The organism is Shinella sp. GW821-FHT10F02 (assembly GCF_058809275.1).
This window is the reverse complement of the sequence record NZ_JBXASL010000012.1, coordinates 74,180-94,735: the sequence shown is the minus strand read 5'-3', so window position 1 is coordinate 94,735 and position 20,556 is coordinate 74,180. Positions and strand designations below refer to the sequence as shown.

The 20,556-nt window shown below is 62.9% G+C and carries 25 protein-coding genes and 1 other RNA gene; 15 read left to right on the top strand and 11 right to left on the bottom strand.

What is annotated here, in order from left to right; translation table 11 throughout:
- Positions 1-169 precede the first annotated feature (169 nt).
- Positions 170-358: a DUF1192 domain-containing protein gene (locus AC1RWL_RS30095; protein WP_493097116.1), complete on the bottom strand. Its 189-nt coding sequence runs from the start codon at positions 356-358 to the stop codon at positions 170-172.
- Entirely contained in the window at positions 355-1,632 is a 1,278-nt protein-coding gene (locus AC1RWL_RS30090) for an MFS transporter (RefSeq protein WP_493097117.1), read from the bottom strand. Before AC1RWL_RS30090 ends, AC1RWL_RS30095 begins: the two co-directional genes overlap by 4 nt.
- Positions 1,633-1,784: 152 nt before the next feature.
- Between AC1RWL_RS30090 and AC1RWL_RS30085 the strand changes: the two genes are divergently transcribed.
- Complete coding sequence (locus AC1RWL_RS30085) at positions 1,785-1,940, top strand: hypothetical protein (protein ID WP_256120972.1); 156 nt, start codon at positions 1,785-1,787, stop codon at positions 1,938-1,940.
- A gap of 405 nt (positions 1,941-2,345) precedes the next feature.
- Here AC1RWL_RS30085 and AC1RWL_RS30080 read toward each other — a convergent pair whose 3' ends face one another.
- The 4 genes from AC1RWL_RS30080 to tkt form a co-directional block, all read right to left on the bottom strand.
- Entirely contained in the window at positions 2,346-3,545 is a 1,200-nt protein-coding gene (locus tag AC1RWL_RS30080) for a phosphoglycerate kinase (RefSeq protein WP_493097118.1), read from the bottom strand.
- A 16-nt stretch (positions 3,546-3,561) separates the two neighbouring features.
- Entirely contained in the window at positions 3,562-4,128 is a 567-nt protein-coding gene (locus tag AC1RWL_RS30075) for a putative glycolipid-binding domain-containing protein (RefSeq protein WP_493097119.1), read from the bottom strand.
- Positions 4,129-4,139: 11 nt separating this feature from the next.
- The gene (gene gap / locus AC1RWL_RS30070) at positions 4,140-5,141 is read right to left on the bottom strand and encodes a type I glyceraldehyde-3-phosphate dehydrogenase (protein ID WP_023514642.1); all 1,002 of its coding nucleotides are present in this window, start codon (positions 5,139-5,141) and stop codon (positions 4,140-4,142) included.
- A gap of 84 nt (positions 5,142-5,225) precedes the next feature.
- Positions 5,226-7,208, bottom strand: coding sequence for a transketolase (gene tkt, locus AC1RWL_RS30065; protein ID WP_256120976.1), 1,983 nt, complete (start codon positions 7,206-7,208; stop codon positions 5,226-5,228).
- A 329-nt stretch (positions 7,209-7,537) separates the two neighbouring features.
- On the opposite strand from tkt, the gene AC1RWL_RS30060 reads away from it, so the two are divergent.
- The 3 genes from AC1RWL_RS30060 to ssrS all read left to right on the top strand — a co-directional run bounded on the left by AC1RWL_RS30060 (position 7,538) and on the right by ssrS (position 8,426).
- Complete coding sequence (locus AC1RWL_RS30060; protein ID WP_256120977.1) at positions 7,538-7,810, top strand: DUF4164 domain-containing protein; 273 nt, start codon at positions 7,538-7,540, stop codon at positions 7,808-7,810.
- A 35-nt stretch (positions 7,811-7,845) separates the two neighbouring features.
- Positions 7,846-8,217, top strand: coding sequence for a cell division protein ZapA (locus AC1RWL_RS30055; RefSeq protein ID WP_493097120.1), 372 nt, complete (start codon positions 7,846-7,848; stop codon positions 8,215-8,217).
- 50 nt (positions 8,218-8,267) lie between these two features.
- Positions 8,268-8,426, top strand: a non-coding RNA gene (gene ssrS, locus AC1RWL_RS30050) — 6S RNA.
- 3 nt (positions 8,427-8,429) lie between these two features.
- On the opposite strand, the gene AC1RWL_RS30045 is transcribed toward ssrS, so the two are convergent.
- Positions 8,430-8,831: a DUF2147 domain-containing protein gene (locus AC1RWL_RS30045; RefSeq protein WP_493097121.1), complete on the bottom strand. Its 402-nt coding sequence runs from the start codon at positions 8,829-8,831 to the stop codon at positions 8,430-8,432.
- A gap of 259 nt (positions 8,832-9,090) precedes the next feature.
- Entirely contained in the window at positions 9,091-10,053 is a 963-nt protein-coding gene (gene tal, locus AC1RWL_RS30040) for a transaldolase (RefSeq protein ID WP_256120980.1), read from the bottom strand.
- Positions 10,054-10,343: 290 nt separating this feature from the next.
- On the opposite strand from tal, the gene AC1RWL_RS30035 reads away from it, so the two are divergent.
- Together AC1RWL_RS30035 and AC1RWL_RS30030 are read left to right on the top strand one after the other, a co-directional pair.
- Positions 10,344-11,330, top strand: coding sequence for a sugar-binding transcriptional regulator (locus AC1RWL_RS30035; RefSeq protein ID WP_492646578.1), 987 nt, complete (start codon positions 10,344-10,346; stop codon positions 11,328-11,330).
- A 131-nt stretch (positions 11,331-11,461) separates the two neighbouring features.
- On the top strand, positions 11,462-12,580 hold the full coding sequence (locus AC1RWL_RS30030; RefSeq protein ID WP_493097122.1) for a sensor histidine kinase: 1,119 nt from the start codon (positions 11,462-11,464) through the stop codon (positions 12,578-12,580).
- 4 nt (positions 12,581-12,584) lie between these two features.
- On the opposite strand, the gene AC1RWL_RS30025 is transcribed toward AC1RWL_RS30030, so the two are convergent.
- Positions 12,585-12,809, bottom strand: coding sequence for a helix-turn-helix transcriptional regulator (locus AC1RWL_RS30025; RefSeq protein ID WP_439624086.1), 225 nt, complete (start codon positions 12,807-12,809; stop codon positions 12,585-12,587).
- Positions 12,810-13,016: 207 nt separating this feature from the next.
- On the opposite strand from AC1RWL_RS30025, the gene AC1RWL_RS30020 reads away from it, so the two are divergent.
- Both AC1RWL_RS30020 and AC1RWL_RS30015 read left to right on the top strand, forming a co-directional pair.
- Positions 13,017-13,601: a 5-formyltetrahydrofolate cyclo-ligase gene (locus tag AC1RWL_RS30020; protein WP_493097168.1), complete on the top strand. Its 585-nt coding sequence runs from the start codon at positions 13,017-13,019 to the stop codon at positions 13,599-13,601.
- Positions 13,602-13,611: 10 nt separating this feature from the next.
- Positions 13,612-14,436: a TIGR00282 family metallophosphoesterase gene (locus tag AC1RWL_RS30015; RefSeq protein ID WP_493097123.1), complete on the top strand. Its 825-nt coding sequence runs from the start codon at positions 13,612-13,614 to the stop codon at positions 14,434-14,436.
- A 60-nt stretch (positions 14,437-14,496) separates the two neighbouring features.
- On the opposite strand, the gene AC1RWL_RS30010 is transcribed toward AC1RWL_RS30015, so the two are convergent.
- Positions 14,497-15,033 (bottom strand): pyridoxamine 5'-phosphate oxidase family protein, encoded by a 537-nt coding sequence (locus AC1RWL_RS30010; RefSeq protein WP_493097124.1) that lies wholly within the window; start codon positions 15,031-15,033, stop codon positions 14,497-14,499.
- Positions 15,034-15,199: 166 nt separating this feature from the next.
- Here AC1RWL_RS30010 and AC1RWL_RS30005 point away from each other — a divergent pair, with 166 nt between their 5' ends.
- From AC1RWL_RS30005 to AC1RWL_RS29995, 3 genes are all read left to right on the top strand, one after another.
- A complete protein-coding gene (locus AC1RWL_RS30005; protein WP_493097169.1) occupies positions 15,200-16,039 on the top strand; it encodes an MBL fold metallo-hydrolase in 840 nt (279 codons plus the stop codon).
- Positions 16,040-16,053: 14 nt separating this feature from the next.
- The gene (locus AC1RWL_RS30000; RefSeq protein ID WP_493097125.1) at positions 16,054-16,548 is read left to right on the top strand and encodes a hypothetical protein; all 495 of its coding nucleotides are present in this window, start codon (positions 16,054-16,056) and stop codon (positions 16,546-16,548) included.
- A gap of 167 nt (positions 16,549-16,715) precedes the next feature.
- Positions 16,716-17,462 carry a YebC/PmpR family DNA-binding transcriptional regulator gene (locus tag AC1RWL_RS29995; protein ID WP_439624094.1) on the top strand — a complete coding sequence of 249 codons (747 nt, stop codon included), beginning with the start codon at positions 16,716-16,718 and terminating at the stop codon, positions 17,460-17,462.
- Between the two features lie 58 nt (positions 17,463-17,520).
- Here AC1RWL_RS29995 and AC1RWL_RS29990 read toward each other — a convergent pair whose 3' ends face one another.
- Complete coding sequence (locus AC1RWL_RS29990; RefSeq protein ID WP_493097126.1) at positions 17,521-18,522, bottom strand: LLM class flavin-dependent oxidoreductase; 1,002 nt, start codon at positions 18,520-18,522, stop codon at positions 17,521-17,523.
- A gap of 171 nt (positions 18,523-18,693) precedes the next feature.
- Here AC1RWL_RS29990 and ruvC point away from each other — a divergent pair, with 171 nt between their 5' ends.
- The 4 genes from ruvC to ruvA are packed head-to-tail and all read left to right on the top strand — an operon-like array spanning position 18,694 to position 20,552.
- Positions 18,694-19,206 (top strand): crossover junction endodeoxyribonuclease RuvC, encoded by a 513-nt coding sequence (gene ruvC, locus AC1RWL_RS29985; RefSeq protein ID WP_493097127.1) that lies wholly within the window; start codon positions 18,694-18,696, stop codon positions 19,204-19,206.
- A gap of 55 nt (positions 19,207-19,261) precedes the next feature.
- Entirely contained in the window at positions 19,262-19,525 is a 264-nt protein-coding gene (locus AC1RWL_RS29980; protein WP_493097128.1) for an AbrB/MazE/SpoVT family DNA-binding domain-containing protein, read from the top strand.
- Positions 19,506-19,922, top strand: a complete 417-nt coding sequence (locus AC1RWL_RS29975) for a type II toxin-antitoxin system VapC family toxin (protein WP_493097129.1) — start codon at positions 19,506-19,508, stop codon at positions 19,920-19,922. The genes AC1RWL_RS29980 and AC1RWL_RS29975 overlap by 20 nt, the downstream gene beginning before the upstream one ends.
- A 12-nt stretch (positions 19,923-19,934) precedes the next feature.
- Positions 19,935-20,552: a Holliday junction branch migration protein RuvA gene (ruvA, locus tag AC1RWL_RS29970; protein WP_256120991.1), complete on the top strand. Its 618-nt coding sequence runs from the start codon at positions 19,935-19,937 to the stop codon at positions 20,550-20,552.
- Positions 20,553-20,556: the final 4 nt, after the last annotated feature.

Here is a 20,556-nt window from a genome sequence, read left to right as displayed (position 1 = left end):
TAAAACAGGGAGAAAAATCAGACCGAAACCCCGAAGGGAGAAAATGTCTGAACCCGGAAGACCGGATGCCCCAAGTAATAACGTATAAGGCTTAATGGCCGGTTAACTCTATTGTCGGATTGCCCTTTCCTGTGCCTTTCCGGCAAGGGTGCGGCAATCTGGCGCGTGGTTAACGAAACAGATTTTCGGCCGCCGAGCGGCTCGCACCCTTCTTCGTCTTCTCCGATTCGAGCCGTTCAATTTCTGCGCGCAGAAGCGCGATTCGCGCTGCAAGCTCGTCCACCGAGAGGAGCGAAAGGTCGCTGCCGATCGCGTGGGCGATCTTCTTTTGCGGGCGGTCGTCGTCGAAGAGGCTCATGCCGTTTTCTCCTCCGATAGCTCGTCGCTCGCCTGCATCTGAGGCAGGGCGCGTGGCGACATTTGCAGGCTTTCCGGCGTGGTCATCGTGCCGGGGTTGATGGTGGTGTAGGAATCGCGCATCTCGGCGGGCTTCGCCGCGCGGCGGCGGCTGCGGAAGATCGCGTAGGCGGTGATCAGGATATGCGCCCAGCAGGTGACCATGAAGAGCGCATAGGGACCGACGGCCGACATGATGGGACCGCCGATCGTCGGGCCGATGATCGTGCCGATGCCGTAGAGCAGCAGCAGGCCGCCCGACACCTTCACGAAGTCCTCGGGGCTGGCGAAGTCGTTGGCGTGTGAGACGGCGATCGGGTAGAGCGCGTTCGCCGTTGCGCCGTAAAGCGCCGTCAGCACCAGCAGCACCGTGACGGAGGCGGGCTGGAAGACGAAGAGGGCGAGGCCAGCCCCGGCGGCGACCGCCGACAGGATGGCGAGAACGATGCGCCGGTCGATCCGGTCGGACATGCGGCCGGCGGGAAGCTGCATGACGGCGCCGGCGAAGATCGCCACGCTCATCATGATGGCGATCGAGCTGGAGGTGAGGCCGGCATTGGCGCCGAAGACGGCACCCAGCGTGCCGAAGGCGCCATTGGCAATGCCGATCAGCACGATGCCGACGCAGGCGACGGGCGAGGTGCGGAAGAGGGCCGGGATATCGAGGCGGACCTGCTTCAGCGGCTGCGGCGAGGCGGCGGTCGACAGCGTCGTCGGCAGCATGGCGAAGCAGTAGAGAATGCCGGCGAACATGAAGAGCATCGGCGTCGTCACGTCGCCGAGCGCCACCGTCATCTGGCCGCCGACGGTGCCGACCAGCGTGATGGCGATATAGAGCGAGAAGATCAGCCCGCGGCTTTCATTGGTGGCGCGCTCGTTCAGCCAGCTTTCGATGATCATCGAGGTGCCGGCAATGGAGAAACCGGTGACGGCGCGCAGCACGATCCACCAGAACGGATCGACCAGCATGCCGGTCAAAAGCGCGATGATGGCGATCAGCGAGGCGAAGCCGGAAAAGGCGCGCACATGGCCGATGCGCTTGACGATGGTCGGCGCCATGAGGCAGCCGAGCACGAAGCCGGAGGCCCAGGACGTGCCGAGCAGGCCGAGCATCGTCGTCTCATAGCCCTCGAAGGCGCCGCGCATGGGCAGCAGCAGGCCGTGCAGGCCGTTTCCAAGGAAAAGGAACAGCGTGCCCATGAGAAGCGCGAAGACGGAGATGAGGTTGTTACGCATGATATTTTCGTGAGTTTCGCCAATGGGTAAGGAATAGCGCACTCGCTGCCGATTGCCAGATACAAAGGCGACACGCGAACGATTTTCAGACCCTGCGCTGATCGCTTGGAAAAGTGTCTCGGGTGTGACAGGAAGGGCGGAGAAAGGCCACCATGTCGAAAATCCTTCCCGCTTTGCTACTCGCCGTCATGCTGCTGCACCTCATCCGGCCCATCGGCCTGCCGGGGCTGAAGCGGCGCGCGGATTTCTGGAAGATCGCGGTCGTCGCCATCGTGCTGATGATGCTGACGGTTTTAATCCGGCCTTGAACAACTTCCCGAACGGGAGGCTCTCCGTAATCCCAATTGACGCTACCTCTCTGTCGTCATGGTCGGGCTTAACCCAACCATCCATGCCGCGGGTGGGCGGTGGATCCTCGGGTCGAGCCCGAGGATGACGTTGGAGGTGTGGGGAGCCTACAGCTACCCCAATAGCCGAAACGCAAAAGGGCCACCCGAAGGTGGCCCCCATGAGGTTTGGTCCGGTGCGGACCCGGGTCTTGCGACCCGAAGGAAGGCGGGATCAGAACGAGGGCTGCCTCGTTTCGTTCACCACAATTCCCATGCCCGAAGCCAAGACCGAAATCTCATTAGACATTGGATCACCTTCCTTTCTGTTCGTTGATACTGACCAGAAATGTAGGCGATCCACGGCTGAGCGCAAGCCCCCCGGGATTATTTCTGCTGGTGCAGGATTTCGACGCCCGGAAGCGGCTTGCCTTCCATCCATTCCAGGAAGGCGCCGCCCGCGGTCGAGACATAGGTGAAATCGTCCGCAACACCGGCATGGTTGAGGGCTGCGACGGTGTCGCCGCCACCGGCGACGGAGACCAGCTTGCCCTCCTTGGTGCGAGCGGCGGCGTGTTTTGCGGCCGAGACCGTCGCCGTGTCGAAGGGGGCGATTTCGAAGGCGCCGAGCGGGCCGTTCCAGACGAGCGTCGCGGTGCGCGAGATCCAGGCATTGACCGCTTCGACCGTCTTCGGGCCGACGTCGAGCATCATGGCGTCGGCGGGAATGGCGTTGACGTCGACCACTTCGTTTTCGGCATTGGCCTTGAATTCGCGGGCGACGACGCCGTCTTCCGGCAGCACGATGGCGCAGGTGGCGGTCGCGGCCTCGATCATGATCTGCTTGGCGGTCTCGGCGAGGTCATGCTCGCAAAGTGATTTTCCCACATTGGTGCCGCGGGCGGCGAGGAAGGTGTTCGCCATGCCGCCGCCGATGACCAGCGCATCGACACGCTTCACGAGGTTCATCAGCAGGTCGATCTTGGTGGAAACCTTGGCGCCGCCGACGATGGCGACGACCGGGCGGGACGGATTGCCGAGGCCCTTTTCCAGCGCTTCGAGCTCGGCCTGCATGGTGCGGCCGGCATAGGCGGGCAGCAGGTGGGCGAGGCCTTCGGTGGAGGCATGGGCGCGGTGCGCGGCGGAGAAGGCGTCGTTGACGTAGAGGTCGCCATTGGCGGCGAGCGCTGCGGTGAAGTCCGGGTTGTTCTTCTCTTCGCCCTTGTGGAAGCGGGTGTTTTCGAGAAGCAGGATGTCGCCGTTCTGCAGCGATGCGATGGCGGCTGCGGCAGCCTCGCCGATGCAATCGGCGGCGAAATGTACCTTCGTGCCGAGCACGTCGTTCACGGCGGGAAGGATCTGCTCCAGCGACATGTCGGCGACGACGGCGCCCTGCGGGCGGCCGAAATGGGCGAGCAGGATGACCTTGGCGCTTTTCTTCGACAGTTCCAGGATGGTCGGCGCGACACGCTCGATGCGGGTTGCATCGGTGACCTTGCCGTCCTTGACCGGCACGTTGAGATCGACGCGGACGAGCACGCGCTTGCCGGCGATGTCGGTGAGGTTGTCGAGGGTCTTGAAGGTCATGGGGGGAGGGCTCCCGTCAGAGTCTTGCGAATAGGGTGGGGTAGTCGGTCACGAAGCCATCGGCATCGACCGGAAGTTCCGCGGTGAACGTGCCGTCCTCTTCCTCGAAGAGGTAGCGCTCATCCGCCGTAAGGCAGGTGTAGAACTGACCGTCCGCAAAGGGCTCGAACGTGTCGAAGGGCACGTAGACCATCGTCAGCAGCGGGCTCTTTTCGCCTTTTGCGAGGTTTAGGCGGCGGATCGGCAGCGTGTTGGTGAAGGGCGAACCGGCAAGATCGATGTCGATGCAGCCGTCGAAGGCGGGAAGCGCCGTTCCGTTTTCCGATCGCCAGTGCCCCTGTCCATCCGACGTCATCGCGATGCGCTGGCCCGTGGTGACCTCCACCAGGAAGGACCGGACATGCCAGGCCGCGTCGAGATCGACCCGGTAATGAACGCCATAGGGAATGCTGGGCTCGCGCTCGCCGATGACGGCGCTTTCCACACGAATGCCGCCGTCGAGGGCGCGCACGGTGAGGTGTTCCAGCCCCTCGCCCTCCAACGGGCGCCAGCGGACCGTCTTGAGGGTGAGGGGCGGGAACATGATCGGCGTCCTTAGATCAGCTTGCCGAGGGCAACGGCCGTGTCGGACATGCGGTTCGAGAAGCCCCACTCGTTGTCGTACCAGGACAGGATGCGAACGAGGTTGCCGTCGAGAACCTTGGTCTGGTCGGCAGCGAAGTTCGAGGAATGGCTGTCATGGTTGAAGTCGATGGAGACGAGCGGGCCGGTGACGTAGTCGAGGATGCCCTTCAGCTCGCCTTCGGCGGCGGCCTTGATGGCGGCGTTGACTTCGTCAGCCGTGACGTTGCGCGACGGCACGAACTTCAGGTCGACGACCGAGACGTTCGGGGTCGGCACGCGGATCGCCGAACCGTCGAGCTTGCCGGCAAGCTGCGGCAGCACGAGGCCGACGGCCTTGGCGGCACCCGTCGAGGTCGGGATCATGGACAGGGCTGCAGCGCGGGCGCGGTACAGGTCCTTGTGCATGGTGTCGAGCGTCGGCTGGTCACCCGTGTAGGAGTGGATCGTCGTCATGTAGCCCTTCTCGATGCCGAAGGCCTTGTCGAGAATGTAGGCGACGGGCGCCAGGCAGTTCGTCGTGCAGGACGCGTTCGAGATGACGAGGTCGTCCTTGGTCAGCGTGTTGTGGTTGACGCCGTAGACGATGGTCTTGTCGGCATTGTCGCACGGTGCGGAGACGATGACGCGCTTGGAGCCGTTGGCGAGATGCGCGCCGGCCTTTTCCTTCGTCGTGAACAGGCCGGTGCATTCCAGCGCGATGTCGACGTCGCCCCAGGGCAGTTCCTTCGGGTCACGGATGGCGGTGACGCGGATCGGGCCGCGGCCGACGTCGATCGTGTCGCCGGAAACGGTGACGGTGCCCGGGAACTTGCCGTGGACGGAATCGTAGCGAACGAGATGCGCGTTGGTCTCGACCGGGCCGAGATCGTTGACGGCGACGACTTCGATGTCGGTGCGGCCGGATTCGACGATGGCGCGGAGCACGTTGCGGCCGATGCGGCCGAATCCGTTGATGGCAACTTTCACAGTCATTTGGGGTCTCTCCCTATCAAAAATCTAATGGCAGTCTGAGCGGGCGCGGCGGGTGGCCGCGCCCCCAGGACACTCAGGCGACACTCAGGCGAGCTTGGCTTCCGCAGCGGCGACGACAGCCTCCGGCGTGATGCCGAAGTGCTTGTAGAGTTCCTTGTAGGGACCCGAGGCGCCGAAGGAGGACATGCCGATGAAGATGCCGTCGGAGCCGATGAAGTGATCCCAGCCCTGGCGGATGCCGGCTTCGACGGCGATCTTGACCGGCGAATTGCCGATGACCGCCTGCTGGTAGGCTTCCGGCTGCTCGGCGAAGAGCTCGACGCAGGGCACGGAAACGACGCGGGTCGAGATGCCCTTGGCCGAAAGCGTCTGCTGGGCCTTCACCGCGATCTCGATTTCCGAGCCGGAAGCGAAGATCGTGACCTGTGCATCGCTTGCCGACACGAGGTCATAGGCGCCGCGGGCGGAGAGGTTTTCCTCTTCGTATTCGAGACGCACCGGCATCAGGTTCTGGCGGGTCAGCGCAATCGCCGACGGGCGGTTGTGGCTTTCGAGCGCGAGCTGCCAGACCTCTGCCGTCTCCGTGGCATCGGCCGGGCGGAAGACGAGCAGGTTCGGGATGGCGCGCAGTGCCGCCATGTGCTCGACCGGCTGGTGCGTCGGGCCGTCTTCGCCGAGACCGATGGAATCATGGGTCAGGACGTGGATGACGCGGATGCCCATCAGCGCGGCAAGGCGGATCGACGGACGGCAATAGTCCGAGAAGATCAGGAAGCCGCCGGAATACGGGATCAGGCCGCCGTGCAGCGCGATACCGTTCATGGCGGCAGCCATGCCGTGCTCGCGCACGCCGTAGTGGAGGTAGCGGCCGGAGAAGTCGGTGGGCGTGATCGACTTGGTCTGGCTGGTCTTGGTGTTGTTCGAGCCGGTCAGGTCGGCCGAGCCGCCGATCGTTTCGGCAAGCACGCCGTTGATGACTTCCAGCGCGTCCTCGGAGGCTTTGCGGGTCGCCGGGTTCGGCTTGGTTTCGGCAAGCTTCTTCTTGTAGGCGGCAATGGCCGAGTCGAGGCCGCTTTCGAGTTCGCCGGCAAAGCGGCGCACGAACTGGGCCTTCTTCTCGCCTTCGGTCTTTTCGAGGCGGGTGTCCCATTCCTTGTGGGTCTTGGCAGAGCGAAGACCGGCGAGGCGCCAGGCGTCGAGCACGTCGGAGGGAACGACGAAGGCTTCCGATTCCCAGTTCAGCGCCTTGCGGGTGGCGGCGATTTCTTCCGCACCGAGCGGCGAACCGTGCACCTTGTGGGTGCCGGCCTTGTTCGGCGCGCCAAAACCGATGGTCGTCTTGCAGGCGATCAGGGTCGGCTTGTCGGACTTCTGGGCTTCTTCGATGGCGGCGGCGATCGCGTCCGGATCATGGCCGTCGACGGCGATCGTGTGCCAGTGCGAGGCGCGGAAACGGGCGTGCTGGTCGGTCGAGTCGGCAATCGAGATCGGGCCGTCGATCGAGATGTTGTTGTCGTCCCAGAACACGATCAGCTTGTTGAGCTTCAGGTGGCCGGCGAGCGAAAGTGCTTCCTGGCTGATACCCTCCATGAGGCAGCCGTCACCCACGATGGCGTAGGTGTAGTGCTCGATGAGGTCGGCGCCGAACTCGTCGCGCAGCTTGCGCTCGGCGATCGCCATGCCGACGGCATTGGCAATGCCCTGGCCGAGCGGACCGGTGGTCGTCTCGATGCCGGCGGCGTGGCCGTATTCCGGGTGACCCGCGGTGCGCGCGCCGAGCTGGCGGAAATTCTTGATCTCGTCGATCGTGATGTCCTCGTAGCCGGTCAAATAGAGCAGCGAATAGAGGAGCATCGAGCCGTGGCCGGCCGACAGCACGAACCGGTCGCGGTTCGGCCAGGATGGCGTCTTCGGATCGAAGGAGAGGAAGCGGGTGAAAAGAACCGTTGCGATGTCTGCTGCGCCCATGGGCAGGCCGGGATGACCCGAGTTCGCCTTTTCCACGGCATCCATGGAAAGGAAGCGAATTGCGTTCGCCATCCGGTCGTGTTTTTCGCGAGAGATCATGACTGTTCCGTATTCTTCGGGGTGTCAGGGCCGATGCCGTTTCGGGCATCGGTTAGGAAGCGGGAGACACATAGCAGGTGCGCCGTCGGAGTCAACGAATTCGGCTGCTTTTGCGGGTTTCCACGACCAATTCCGCCGCATTTCTTAGCGTTTTTTAAATCGATTGAGTAGGGACCAAGGCCGCGGTCCCGCTATCTGATCCACAGGGTGTTTGCGCCGCGGATTGCCGCGCTGTTGACGCTGCCGCCCGCTGTTGAATACTGTCAGGCCGAGAGAACCGGCGCTGGCGGCGGCGATTCGCGTTTTTTAAGAGTGCCGGTGAAGGCTTTATGACGAACGGGGAAACAGTCAGGGCAGCGATCGAGGAGTTGCGCAGGGCGATTTCCTCCCTCGACAATGCGCTCGACATGCGCTTCGACCGCGAACGGGATCACGGCGAGGTCGAGGGCGAGGTGCGGCGTGTGAACACCGACCGCTCGCGGCTCGCCCAGGAATTGGACCAGTCCGAATTCCGCGCCAACCGCCTGGAGGAGGTCAACCGCGAGGTCTCCCGGCGGCTCGTCACCGCCATGGAAACGATCCGGGCCGTGCTCGACCGCTAGCCGCCCGCCTTCCCAGAAATCAGGACAAATTCCGCATGGCACAGGTAACCGTACAGATCGATGGCAAGGCCTATCGCATGGCCTGCGAAGAGGGCCAGGAGGGGCATCTCGAAGAGCTTGCCGCCGACTTCGATCGGTATGTCGGCCACCTCAAGGAACAATTCGGCGAGATCGGCGACCTGCGCCTCACCGTCATGGCCGGCATCATGGTGATGGACGAGCTGAACGAGGTCACCCGCCGTCTCACCAAGCTCGAAAAGGAAGCCGAGGAACTGCGCAAGGGCCGCGAAGGCGTGATGAGCGAGGTCTCCAAGAGCGAGGACGCGATCGCCCAGGCGCTCGGCGACCTGACCAGCCAGATCCAGGGCATGGCGGCAAAACTCTCGGGCAAGCCGCCGGTCAACTAAGGCTTACGATTGCCACTGGCGAAGAGGCCGCTTTGCGCCTATATATCGGATGCGGTCTGCGCTTCCCGACAGGAACCACAATCCCTGGGGCCATACTCGATCCAAAGGGAGCTGTCCCTGACCCGGCCCGTGGGCTTGGTCACATGGCGCCCACCTACGTTTGTAGGCACCCAGGATCGTAAACATCCATCGGTCGCCGTGGATCGCACTTTCTAGATTTTCAGCCGTTCGATCCGCTTGAAAAGGCCCTGGATCGTGCGGCTTTTGCCTTGGATCGGCTCGATCCTCATCCTCATGAGAAGCTCGTCATCCCCGTTGTGGCGGAGCCGGATGTTGAAAGTCTTGCCGGCATAGGTCTTTCGTGTCCCGCGTTTCCAGAAGCCTGCGCCATTCGCCGTTTCATGGCCCCTGGTTTCCGCGATCGCCGTCCAGTCATTGTTGGCGACGATTTCGAGCGATGCACCGGTTTGGCGAATGGTGATGCGGCAGGTCGGGCATTCACCTGCATTCGAGGCAATTTGCTGCCATTCACCGTGGAAGTCCTCTTCCGCAGCCGCTGGTACGGCAAGCCCCGCCGTGCAGAGCAGAACGATTGCTGCCAGAAAACGCTTCATAGGGGATCCTTTCGTCGTGTCGCCTCGTCGTAATCTAGGCGTGTGTCGAAAGCTTCGCGAGCCCCACCAGAGCGTTTGCCAATTTATGGTTAAGCAGCAAAAAGGCCGCCCGATGGGCGGCCTTCGTGTTTCCTGCAGGCTCTTTGCTCTCTTTCGTCATCCTCGGGCTTGACCCGAGGATCCACGCGGCCCTCCGCGGTATGGATGGTCGGGTCAAGCCCGACCATGACGGAGGAGAGGTGCGGTGAGGAGGGGAGCCTTATGCGGCGGCCTTCAGTTCCTTGTCGATCATCGCGCGCAGGCTGCCGAGGTCCTTGGCGAAGGCGCGGATGCCTTCGGAGAGCTTTTCGGTGGCCATGGCGTCTTCGTTCAGCATCCAGCGGAAAGTCTTTTCGTCGATCTTGATCGGCGAAACCTTGGCGGCCTTTTCCGGGGAGAGCTTGCGTTCCAGCGTGCCTTCGGCAGCGTCGAGCTCTTCGAGAAGCGCCGGGCTGATCGTCAGGCGGTCGCAGCCGGCAAGGGCTTCGATCTCGCCGGTGTTGCGGAAGGAGGCGCCCATGACGATCGTGTTGATGCCGTTGGACTTGTAGTAATCGTAGATCGCGCGGACCGAGACGACGCCCGGATCTTCTTCCGCCGAAAACGTCTTGCCCGAAGCCTTGACGTGCCAGTCGAGGATGCGGCCGACGAAGGGCGAGATGAGGAAGGCGCCGGCATCGGCGCAGGCGATGGCCTGGGCCTTGTTGAAGAGCAGCGTCAGGTTGCAGTCGATGCCGTCCTTCTGGAGCACTTCCGCGGCGCGGATGCCTTCCCAGGTGGAGGCGAGCTTGATGAGGATGCGGTCGCGGGTGATGCCGCGCGCCTCATAGGCCTTGATGATCTCGCGGCCCTTGGCGATGGAGGCTTCCGTGTCGAAGGAGAGGTCGGCATCGACTTCCGTCGAGACGCGGCCGGGCACGAGTTCGGACAGCGCTGCGCCGACGGAAATCGCCAGGCGATCGGCGACTGCCGAAACGACGCCTTCGCGGTTGCCGCCCTGGGACTGGCCCCAGCGGATGGCTTCGGAGACGGTGTCGGCAAACATCGGCGTGCCGAGTGCCTTGAGCACGATCGTCGGGTTGGTGGTGCAATCGACCGGCTTCAGGCGGCGCACGGCTTCGATGTCGCCGGTGTCTGCCACGACGGTCGTCATCGCGCGGAGTTGTTCAAGCTTGGACGTCATATCGATATCCCGAAATGGTTGTTGCTGGGCCGCTTTCCTTGCACGGAAATGCCAGGCCCTCCTCCAGTTGCTCGTGATGGCGCGCTCGGCGACTGTGCTTCCTGTTTCAGTCGCCGCGCGTGCCGGCACAACCAATCCGCCGACGGAATGCGCCAGCCGATATGAGGCGGACTATCGTCGTTTCCAGCTGCAAAAGTCAAGTACTTTTGATCAATCTCCTGAACATATGTCGCATTTTTCGTTTCCTGTGTTAAGGTGTTCCGGAACGATTGCAAAGAGATGGAGGTACCGTGGCAAGGCTCCGGCGCGACACACACACGGCCTATTCGGAATCGGCGGCGCTGAGGCTGCGGGCCGCTTGGCTCTATTACAACCAGGGTCTCACCCAGAAGGATGTGGCGGAGAAGATCGGCGTCAGCCGCACCACCGTCATCCGCATGCTCGACGAGGCGCTGAAGCGCTCCGAGGTGCAGATCTGGATCAACGAGGGCGTGGCCGACTGCGTCGAGCTCGCCGTGCGGCTGGAGAAGGCCTATGGGCTGGACGAGGCCGTGGTGGTGCCGGCGGCCGAAAGTGCGGAGGCCAATGCCAGGGGCGTCGGCCTGGCGCTCGGCCAGTTCCTGACCGAGGCGATCCCGGATGATTGCACGATCGGCGTCGGCTGGGGGCGCACGCTGACCGCCTCGCTCGCCAGCTTCCGCCCGGCGCGGCGCGAGCGGGTGAAGGTCGTCTCGCTGCTCGGCGGCGTGGTCGAGGCGCACCACATCAACCCGATCGAATATACCTGGCGGCTGGCGAGCCAGCTCGGCGCGGAGTGCTATCTGTTCCTCGCACCGCTGCTGGTCGATTCGCGTGAGACCAAGCGCAGCCTGATCGAAAAGTGCGGGCTGAAAACCCTGTTCGAGCTGGCGGAGAACATGGACATCGCGGTGGTGAGCTGCGGCGATATCGGCCCGCGCTCCTCCTCGCTGTCGCGCGATTTCATCGCCCGGCACGAGCTGGACGAGCTGATCGCAGCCGGCTGCGTCTGCGATACGATGTGCAATTTCCTCGATGCCGACGGCCACACGATCGACCATCCGATCCGCCACCGGGTCATGTCGATCGACCTCGATACGGTGAAGAAGGCGCGCCACATCGTGCTGGTCTCGGGCGGTGAGCACCGGGCGCTCGCGATCCGCGCCACCATCCGCCGCGTCGGCTGCAACACGCTGATCACCGACGAGGGTGCGGCGCTTGCCATGCTGCGGCTCGCCGAGACCTCTGCTGCCGCGTAGGCTCAGGGCCATCAATTTGAGATTGAGATGTGATCACGGCTTCTGGAAGGAGGCCGTACAGCAGCACATATGGGCGAGAGCCAAATCTTTGTCCTATAATATCGGCGATCCGTTGACTGTGGAGTCGAGCAATGATGCTTAAAAGTCTCGCTTACGAACAATTTGAAATGACGGGCTCAGACAGAAATGGGGCCGAACCTTCCGCCGTGGTCGTCAAGCTGATGCTGGGATTCTGGGCGACAGAGTTTTTGATGTCCACATCGCTCTGGGTGCTTCTTGGCATCAATCCGTTGAATTACTTGCCGATAAAGGTGGGGGTGTCGCTGCTGTCGCTTCTGTTGACGTTTGTCCTGACACGGGTTCTCGTGTCCGTTCGAACATCCAGCATCACCTCCAAGATATTTCTATCCTTCCCCATGTCCATCCTGGCGGCATTGGTGGCGACATCCGTGGAATTTACGCTTTTCCATGCCATCAATCCGGCGGTCGCGGTCGATTATGACAAGGAAAACTTCTGCTATACGCTTTTTTACGGGATATCGTTGTTCCTGGGTTGGTCGTGTTTCTTCATCGCCCACATGTATAATCTGGAAGCCCGCGCCCATCAGCAGCGGTCCGCCATATCACGCGAGGAGGCGTTGAACGCCAAGGTTCAAGCCTTGCACTACCAGATCAACCCGCATTTCCTTTTCAATACCCTCAATTCTATTGTCGGGCTGATTGAAGAAGGCGCTTCGAAGCATGCCAGCCTCATGGTCATATCGCTCTCGTCGTTCCTGCGCAAAATGCTTGAACTCGACCCGCTCCGCGACCTCACTCTGTCCGAGGAGCTTGCGCTGGAAGCAGAGTATCTCATGATTGAGCAAGAACGCTTTTCGGACCGGATGAGCGTTTCGCTCGAAATACCCCACGAGCTTCAAGACGCGCTCGTCCCCAGCCTCATCCTGCAGCCCTTGATCGAAAATGCGATCAAGCATGGGCTCCGCTGTTCAACCGGATTCTTGAAGATAACCATCGCGGCCACGCAAAATGGGGAAACCCTGGCGCTTTCCGTCGACAACGTGACGCAAACGCCGATGCAGTTTCATGGGGCTGCCCGCTCCGGCCTGGGGATCGGTCTCGCCAATGTCGAGCAGCGCATTCGCGCCCGCTTTCCACAGATGGGGTCGCTGGTTGCCGGTCCGGTTTCCCCGATGCATTTTCGCGCATTGCTGACCATGCCCTTGCGCACAGCCGAGCGCGGGAACTGAACAACTAGATCAGGTTGAGGCGGGCGGCGCGGATGATCGCGGCGGTGATGTTGCGCGTGCCGAGCTTGTCTATCGCGCTGCGCATGGCTTCAGTCACGCGCGGCATCGCTATGTCGGTCTCGAGCACGATATCGGCCGGCGTCCTGCCGTTGGCGGCAAGTTCAAGACACCGTTTTTCGATTTCGGTCAGCTCGGGAAGGCGGGAAGGGTCATTTTCCGAGGACGTCATGCGGCTCCGCTTAATGGCTGGGTGGCGCCGCGCAAAGCAGAAGCTGTTCTAATGCTTAACGGGAGCGCGCCGTTTTGGACTTTTTCGTCCTGTTGCGGGACGCATTTCTGCGACTTCGCCCCGTCGCAAAAACACGGGGATTTGCCTTTCGGCGCTGCTAGCTGGTAAGCCACGCGCAAAAGGCTGGAGAGATCCGTGACATCCCCCGTGACATCCAAGGAACTGAAGGCGGCGATCCGTAACGAGCGGCTGGCATTGCGCGATGCGATGACGCCGGAAGCGCGCATCGAGGGCAGCCTCGCCATGGTGGAGCATGCCGGTGACCGCATAGACTTCGAGCCGGGCATGGTGATTTCCGGTTTCTGGCCGATCCGCTCGGAGGCCGATATCCGGCCGCTGCTCGCCCATCTGCGCACGCGCGGCGCGCGGCTCTGCCTGCCCGTCGTGCTCGACCGCGAGACGATTGTCTTCCGCGAACTCGTCGTCGGCGCGCCGGTGGTGAAGACCGGATTCGGCACGACCGGGCCGGGGCCGGAGGCTGCCGTGCTCGATCCGGATATCCTGCTGGTGCCGCTTTCCGCCTTCGACAAATCAGGCCACCGCATCGGCTACGGCGCCGGCCATTACGACCGGGCGATCGACCGTCTGAAGGCAAAGGGCCATGTGCCAAGACTGATCGGCATTGCGTTCGACTGCCAGGAAGTGGCATCAGTACCCGCGGAACCGCATGACGTCGCGCTCGACGCGATCCTCACCGAAAGCGGCTTCCGTTTGTTCCAACAGGTTTCGTAAGGCAGTTTCGATGCGTTTTCTCTTTCTGGGCGATATGGTGGGCAAGACCGGGCGGACGGCCGTCTGGCAGCGCCTGCCGGGGCTGATCAGCGATTTCAAGCTGGATTTCGTCGTCGTCAACGGGGAGAACGCGGCCGGCGGCTTTGGCATCACCGAAGAGATCTTTCTCGAAACCATCAATGCCGGTGCCGACGTGGTGACGACCGGCAACCACGTCTGGGACCAGAAGGAGGCCGTAACCTTCGCCGGCCGCCACGACCAGTTCCTGCGTCCCGCCAACTATCCCGCCGGCACGCCCGGCCGCGGCGCCAATCTCTTCGTTGCCAAAAACGGCGCGCGGGTGCTCGTCGCCAACATCATGGGCCGCGTCTTCATGCATCCCGAACTGGACGATCCCTTCAAGTCGGGCGAGGCCATTCTTGCCTCCTGCCCGCTGGGCGAGCAGGCGGATGCCATTATCTTCGATTTCCATGCCGAGGCGACCAGCGAAAAGCAGTGCTTCGGCCATTTCGTCGATGGCCGCGCCAGCGTCGTCGTCGGCACGCATACCCATGTGCCGACGGCCGATTGCCAGATCTTGAACGGCGGCACAGCCTATATGTCGGATGCCGGCATGTGCGGCGATTACGATTCGTCGCTCGGCATGGAGAAGGAAGAACCGCTCAACCGCTTCATTTCGAAAATGCCGAAAAGCCGCTTCGAGGCGGCTTCCGGCCCGGCAACGATCTGCGGCCTTGCGGTCGAAATTTCAGACCGCACGGGGCTTGCCGAAAAGATCGCACCGCTCCGCCTCGGCCCGCGGCTGGCCGAAGCGGTGCCGGAGTTCTGGCGCTAGAGCATTTCCAGTCGAAGCGAGATCGCTTCGACGTCGGATAATGCGGGCAAAACAAAAGCCTCAGATCATGTGGCGAAGGTGATCGGCCGAGCCGCCGTTGAAGGTCAGGTGCGCCTTCACGCCGACGTCGGGCTCCTCGTCAGGGTTGAAGTTCGCCTTGGCGATTTCCCAGCCGAATTTCAGCTTGCTGCCGGTCGAGGCCCAGACTTCGGCATCCTCGATTTCCAGCGCCAGCATGGTGAGCCTGGGGTCGTCCTTGCCATGGTCGAACCAGGCCTCGACGATCGAGCTCCAGTATTCGTCGATCTTGGCCGGGTCCTTGCGGACCGCCAGACGGCCGGCGAGGCAGGCATGGTAGTCATGATCCTTGCCGACGACGCAGAAATGCGCGCGCGAGCCCGGCGAGATGGCGTCGACGATTTCCGCATCCGTCCGGGTAAAGAACCAGATCGTTGCCGTCTGGCGGTCGAGCTGCGGCGCCATCGGCTGCATATGCATGTGGCTGCCCTCGACGCCGAGCATGCCGGCATGGATCTTGTCGATTTCGTCGAAGAGCTGTTCCTTCGGGTTTTCGCGGGCACGGGTGAGATTGGACATGGATATTCCTCTCGTCTGTTGGCGTTGATGGGGGAAGGAACGTGACGGGGCGGCCAAGGTTCCGGTCAACGGCCAGTCAACGGATTGTGATCGCGGTGCTTGCCGGCAAATCTCGACCCGCGATGCTTGCGGGCGCATAGTCCCGCCGACCCAATGAACGGAGCCGCTGATGCCGCATCTCCTGCTCATTCCGTTGATCGTTGCAGCCCTCGCCGTCTTTGCGGCACCCAGGCCAGCATCGGCACAGGCGGAAACGCCTGTCAGCCAGTGCCAGATGATCGCGCGCTCGCTTCCCTCCGTCACCTTTGCGAGCTTCTCCGCCGAGCCCGCTCTCAAGGTGCAGGCGAAGGCGAACGAGGAGGTGAAGATCACCTATATCGGCCACTCGACCTTCTTCATCGAAACGCCCGCGGGCGTGAAGATCGCCACAGACTATAACGGCTGGTACAAGCCGCCGGCGTTGCCGACCGTGGTGACGATGAACAAGGCGCATTCCAGCCACTACACGACGAACCCGGAACCCGGCATCGAATATGTGCTGCACGGCTGGCAGGATGGCTCGCCGAAGGGCGCGGACCATGATGTCGTGGTGGGCGACACCTATATCCGCAACGTGCCGACCGATATCCGCAACTGGGGCGGATCGATGGAGGCGAACGGCAATTCCATCTTCATCTTCGAGGTCGCGGGCCTCTGCATCGGCCATCTTGGCCACCTGCACCATGAGCTGACCGAAAAACAATATGCCGAGATCGGCCGGCTCGACGTGCTGATGGTGCCGGTCGACGGCGGCCTGACGATGGGGGCGGAGAGCATGAGCCGCGTCGTGCAGCGCCTGCGCTCCTCGCTGATCCTGCCCATGCATCGACGCGGGCCGCCGATCAGCCAGTTCCTCTCGATGTTCGGTACTGGCTTCGATGCGGTGACCGACGACGATGCGACGATGACCGTTTCCATCCGCAGCTTGCCCAAGCGGCCGACGATCCATATTCTCTCCGGCGTCTGATGCCGGAGTTTTTGATGCGTTTTCTCATTGCCGTGCCTGTCTTTCTGCTTTCCTGCACCCTTGCCCTCGCGAGCGGTGCGCCGACGCCCGAAGGCCCCGGCGGTGAATCCGGCCAGCCGCGCGGGCTCGCCACCCAGCCGGTGGAAAAGCTCCCGACGCGCTCCCTCGGCGTGGCGGAGGATTTTATCCTGCCGTCCGGCAATATCGGCTGCATCTACATTCCCGAAGGCGGTACGGCGGTCTACCAGCCGGCCGATGGCGGGCCGGAACTCTCCTGCGACCGCGTCGAGCCGAAATACTTGCGCGCGACGCTCGGGCGCAGCGGTAAGGCCTCCGTGAAAAGCAATGTCGGCGATCAGGGCTGCTGCGGCAGCGCGAACACGCTTGGCTATGGCGAGACCTGGTCTGCCGGCCCCTTCACCTGCTATTCGGAGCGCACGGGGCTGACCTGCGAGCGCAATGACGGCCATTCCTTCCTGCTCAGCCGCGCCCGTGTCAGGGCCGATTGAAGCGGTTGCCGCTTTGTTTGCGGGACTGCTGGACGTCCGGCGGCAATGAAATTATAAGGCGGCATTTCGAAAATCGGGGCAGCAGGCTGGCGCGTCACCGCGGCAGGGGCTCCGGCACAGTGATCGGCGACCGGAGACGGGCGCCAAAAAAACGAGACAGGGGTGCCATGGCTGGCCATTCACAGTTCAAGAATATCATGCACCGCAAGGGCAAGCAGGATTCCGTGCGGTCGAAAATGTTCTCCAAGCTTGCCCGTGAAATCACGGTGGCGGCGAAGACCGGTCTGCCCGACCCGTCGATGAACGCCCGCCTGCGCCTGGCGATCCAGAACGCCAAGGCGCAGTCCATGCCGAAGGACAATATCGAGCGTGCCGTCAAGAAGGCCTCCGGCGTCGACGGCGAGAACTACGAGGAAGTCCGCTACGAGGGTTATGGCCCGGGCGGCGTCGCCGTCATCGTGGAAGCACTGACCGACAACCGCAACCGCACCGCCTCCTCCGTCCGCTCGACCTTCTCGAAGGCCGGCGGGGCGCTCGGCGAAACCGGCTCGGTCTCCTTCTCCTTCGATCGCGTCGGCGAAATCACCTACAAGCTTGCCGTCGGCAGCGCTGACGCCGTCATGGAAGCCGCCATCGACGCCGGCGCCGAAGACGTGACGACCGACGAGGACGGCCACACGATCATCTGCGGCTTCGAAGATATCGGCGAAGTCTCCAAGGCGCTGGAAGACAAGCTCGGCGAAGCCGAGACAGTCAAGGCGATCTGGAAGGCGCAGAACACCGTGCCGGTCGACGAGGAAAAGGCGCAGTCGCTGATGAAGCTCATCGACACGCTGGAAGACGACGACGACGTGCAGAACGTCTACTCGAACTTCGAAGTCTCCGACGAAGTCATGGCCAAGCTGTCAGCCTGATCCGCTAGGTCGCAGTCAAAGAAAAGGCCGGGTGCCGCAAGGCCCCGGCCTTTTTCGTTCAGGCGGCGAGCGCGAGCCCCTGTTGCGCCTCGGCGAAGAGCCGGACCGATTTCAGCCGGGCATCCATGTCGTAGATCGGCATGGAGACGATGAACTCGTCGGCCTTGGTGATCGACAGGAAATCGGCGATGCGGCGTCGGATTTTCTCCGGCCCGCCGACCACCGCATATTGCAGCGTGTGCTCGACATTGATGCGCTCCCCGTCGCTCCAGTGCGGACCCATGTCATCTACCGGTGCCGGGAAGGCGCCTGGCGTGCCGCGGCGCAGGCGCACGAAGGATTGCTGCATCGAGGTGAAGAGGTAGTCGGCCTCCGCGTCCGTATCCGCTGCCGCACCCATCACGCCGACCATGGCATGCGGCTTATCGAGATATTGCGAGGGCTCGAAGCGCTCGCGGTAGATTTCCAGCGCCGTCAGCAGCATGTCCGGCGCGAAATGCGAGGCGAAGGCGAAGGGCAGGCCGAGCATGCCGGCGAGATGCGCCGAATAGTGGCTGGAGCCGAGCAGCCAGACGGGCACGTTGGTGCCGGCGCCGGGAATGGCGATGACCTGCTGCTGCGGGCTCGTCGGCCCCATCAGCTGCATCAGCTCGACGACATCCTGCGGGAAATTGTTGGCGGCGCTGTCGAGGTTTCGGCGCAGCGCCTGGGCCGTGCGCATGTCGGTGCCGGGCGCGCGGCCAAGCCCGAGGTCGATGCGATCCGGGAAGAGGGCGGCCAGCGTGCCGAACTGTTCGGCGATGACCAGCGGCGAATGGTTCGGCAGCATGATGCCGCCCGAGCCGACGCGGATCTTCTGCGTGCCCGCCGCGACATGCTGGATGACCAGCGAGGTGGCAGCGCTGGCAATGCCGCGCATACCGTGATGTTCGGCGAGCCAGAAGCGCTTGTAGCCGTAGGCTTCGGCCTCCTGCGCGAGGCGGCGCGAATTTTCGAGCGACTGGGCGACTGTGCCGCCTTCGATGACCGGGGAAAGGTCGAGGATGGAGAAGGGCACCATGGGAGCGGCCTCGCTATGAGTAGATTTGATTGTGCTCCCATGTAGGTTCAGTTTTGTGAAATCCAAGCGATCCGCGCCAGCTTTTCGCGAGCGCTTCTGCAAACGGCCATTTGTTTTTGTTTTGTTCACATTTCGCTGGCAGGGTCCGGTGGACAGGATTAGGGTTTTTGCATGCAGGACATGATTCGCATCATCGGCATCGATCCGGGGCTTCGCCGCACCGGCTGGGGCATCATCGAGACACTGGGCAATTCGCTGCGCTTCGTTGCCTCCGGCACGGTGACTTCGGATGGCGATTCCGATCTTGCCTCGCGTCTCTGCCAGCTGCATGACGGCCTTGCCGAGATCATCCACAGCCACCAGCCGCATGAGGCCGCCGTCGAGCAGACCTTCGTCAACAAGGATGCGGTGGCGACGCTGAAGCTCGGCCAGGCGCGCGGCATCGCCATGCTGGTGCCGGCGCGCGCCGGCCTGCGGGTGGCGGAATATGCGCCCAATGCGGTCAAGAAAGCCGTCATCGGCGTCGGGCATGGCGAAAAGCAGCAGATCCACATGATGCTGAAGGTGCTGATGCCGAAGGCGACCTTCACCGGCAACGACGCCGCCGATGCATTGGCCATCGCCATCTGCCACGCCCACAATCGCCAGGGGCTCTCCGGCCGCCTCGCCAAGCTCGTCGGCTGATTTGTTCTTGACTTGTTCCGGTTTGGGCGATAAGTAATACCGCAGAGGTATTACCATGCGGGTGACGGAAAAAGGCCAGGTGACGATCCCCAAGGATATCCGCGACCGGTTGAATATCGGTCCCGGATCGGAGGTGGATTTTGTCGCCGACGATAAAGGTGCGCGGCTGATCGTTGTTTCGGGCGGAAAGGCGCAAGAGCCTGAAGATTTCGAGCGCTGGCTCAAAAGTGTGAGCGGCACTTTCGATACTGGTGGCATGACGACGGACGAATATATGGAATGGCTGAGGGGGCCGCGCGATGACCTCGGTCCTGGTTGACACGAACATCTTCATCGACGTGTTTGGACCGGAGACGCCGTTCAAGATCTGGTCTTCCCAGATCATTCTGGCGCTCAAGCCGCAGGCGCAGTTCATCATGACGCCGGTCGTTTGGTCTGAACTGGCCGGGCTGCTCCCGAGCGAGGACGAGCTGGCGCTCGCGCTGTCGAGGCTCAACCTGCAGCGTGAGGCTCTGCCCTTTTCTGCGGCCTATCGGGCCGGACTTGTGCACCAGCACTATCGGAAGGCGGGCGGGCAGCGGGAGCGCACCTTGCCGGATTTTCTGATCGGCGCGCATGCGGAAGCCCGGGGACATCGCCTGCTCACCCGCGACACCGCGCGCTATCGCACCTACTTTCCCGCGCTCGACATCATCTCTCCCGAAACCCATCCCTGACGGACCCCTTTCATGATCGGCAAACTCAAAGGCACAATCGATGAGATCGGCGACGACCATGTGGTCATCGACGTGCACGGGGTCGGCTATGTCGCCCATTGTTCGGCGCGCACGCTGGGCAAGCTCGGGTCAGCGGGCGAGGCGGCGGTGCTGTTCATCGAGACCTATGTGCGGGAGGATCAGTTCCGGCTGTTCGGGTTCCTGACGGCGCTGGAGCGGGAGTGGTTCCGGCTGTTGCAGAGCGTGCAGGGCGTCGGCTCCAAGGTGGCGCTCGGGGTGCTTTCCACGTTGACGCCGGGCGAACTGGCGAATGCCATCGCGTTGCAGGACAAGACGGCGGTGTCGCGGGCGCCGGGTGTGGGGCCGAAGGTGGCGGTGCGCATCGTCACCGAACTGCGCAACAAGGCGCCGGCCTTCGCCGGCGAGGCGTCGGCCTCGATCGGGTTGAAGCAGGAACTGGGCGAGGGCGTGGCTTCGGCGCCGGTTTCCGATGCTGTCTCGGCGCTCACCAATCTCGGTTATTCGCGTGACCAGGCGGCCAATGCCGTGGCCGCCGCGTTGAAGAATGGCGGAGAGGGTGGAGATAGCGCAAAGCTCATCCGCCTCGGCCTCAAGGAATTGTCGCGGTGATGCG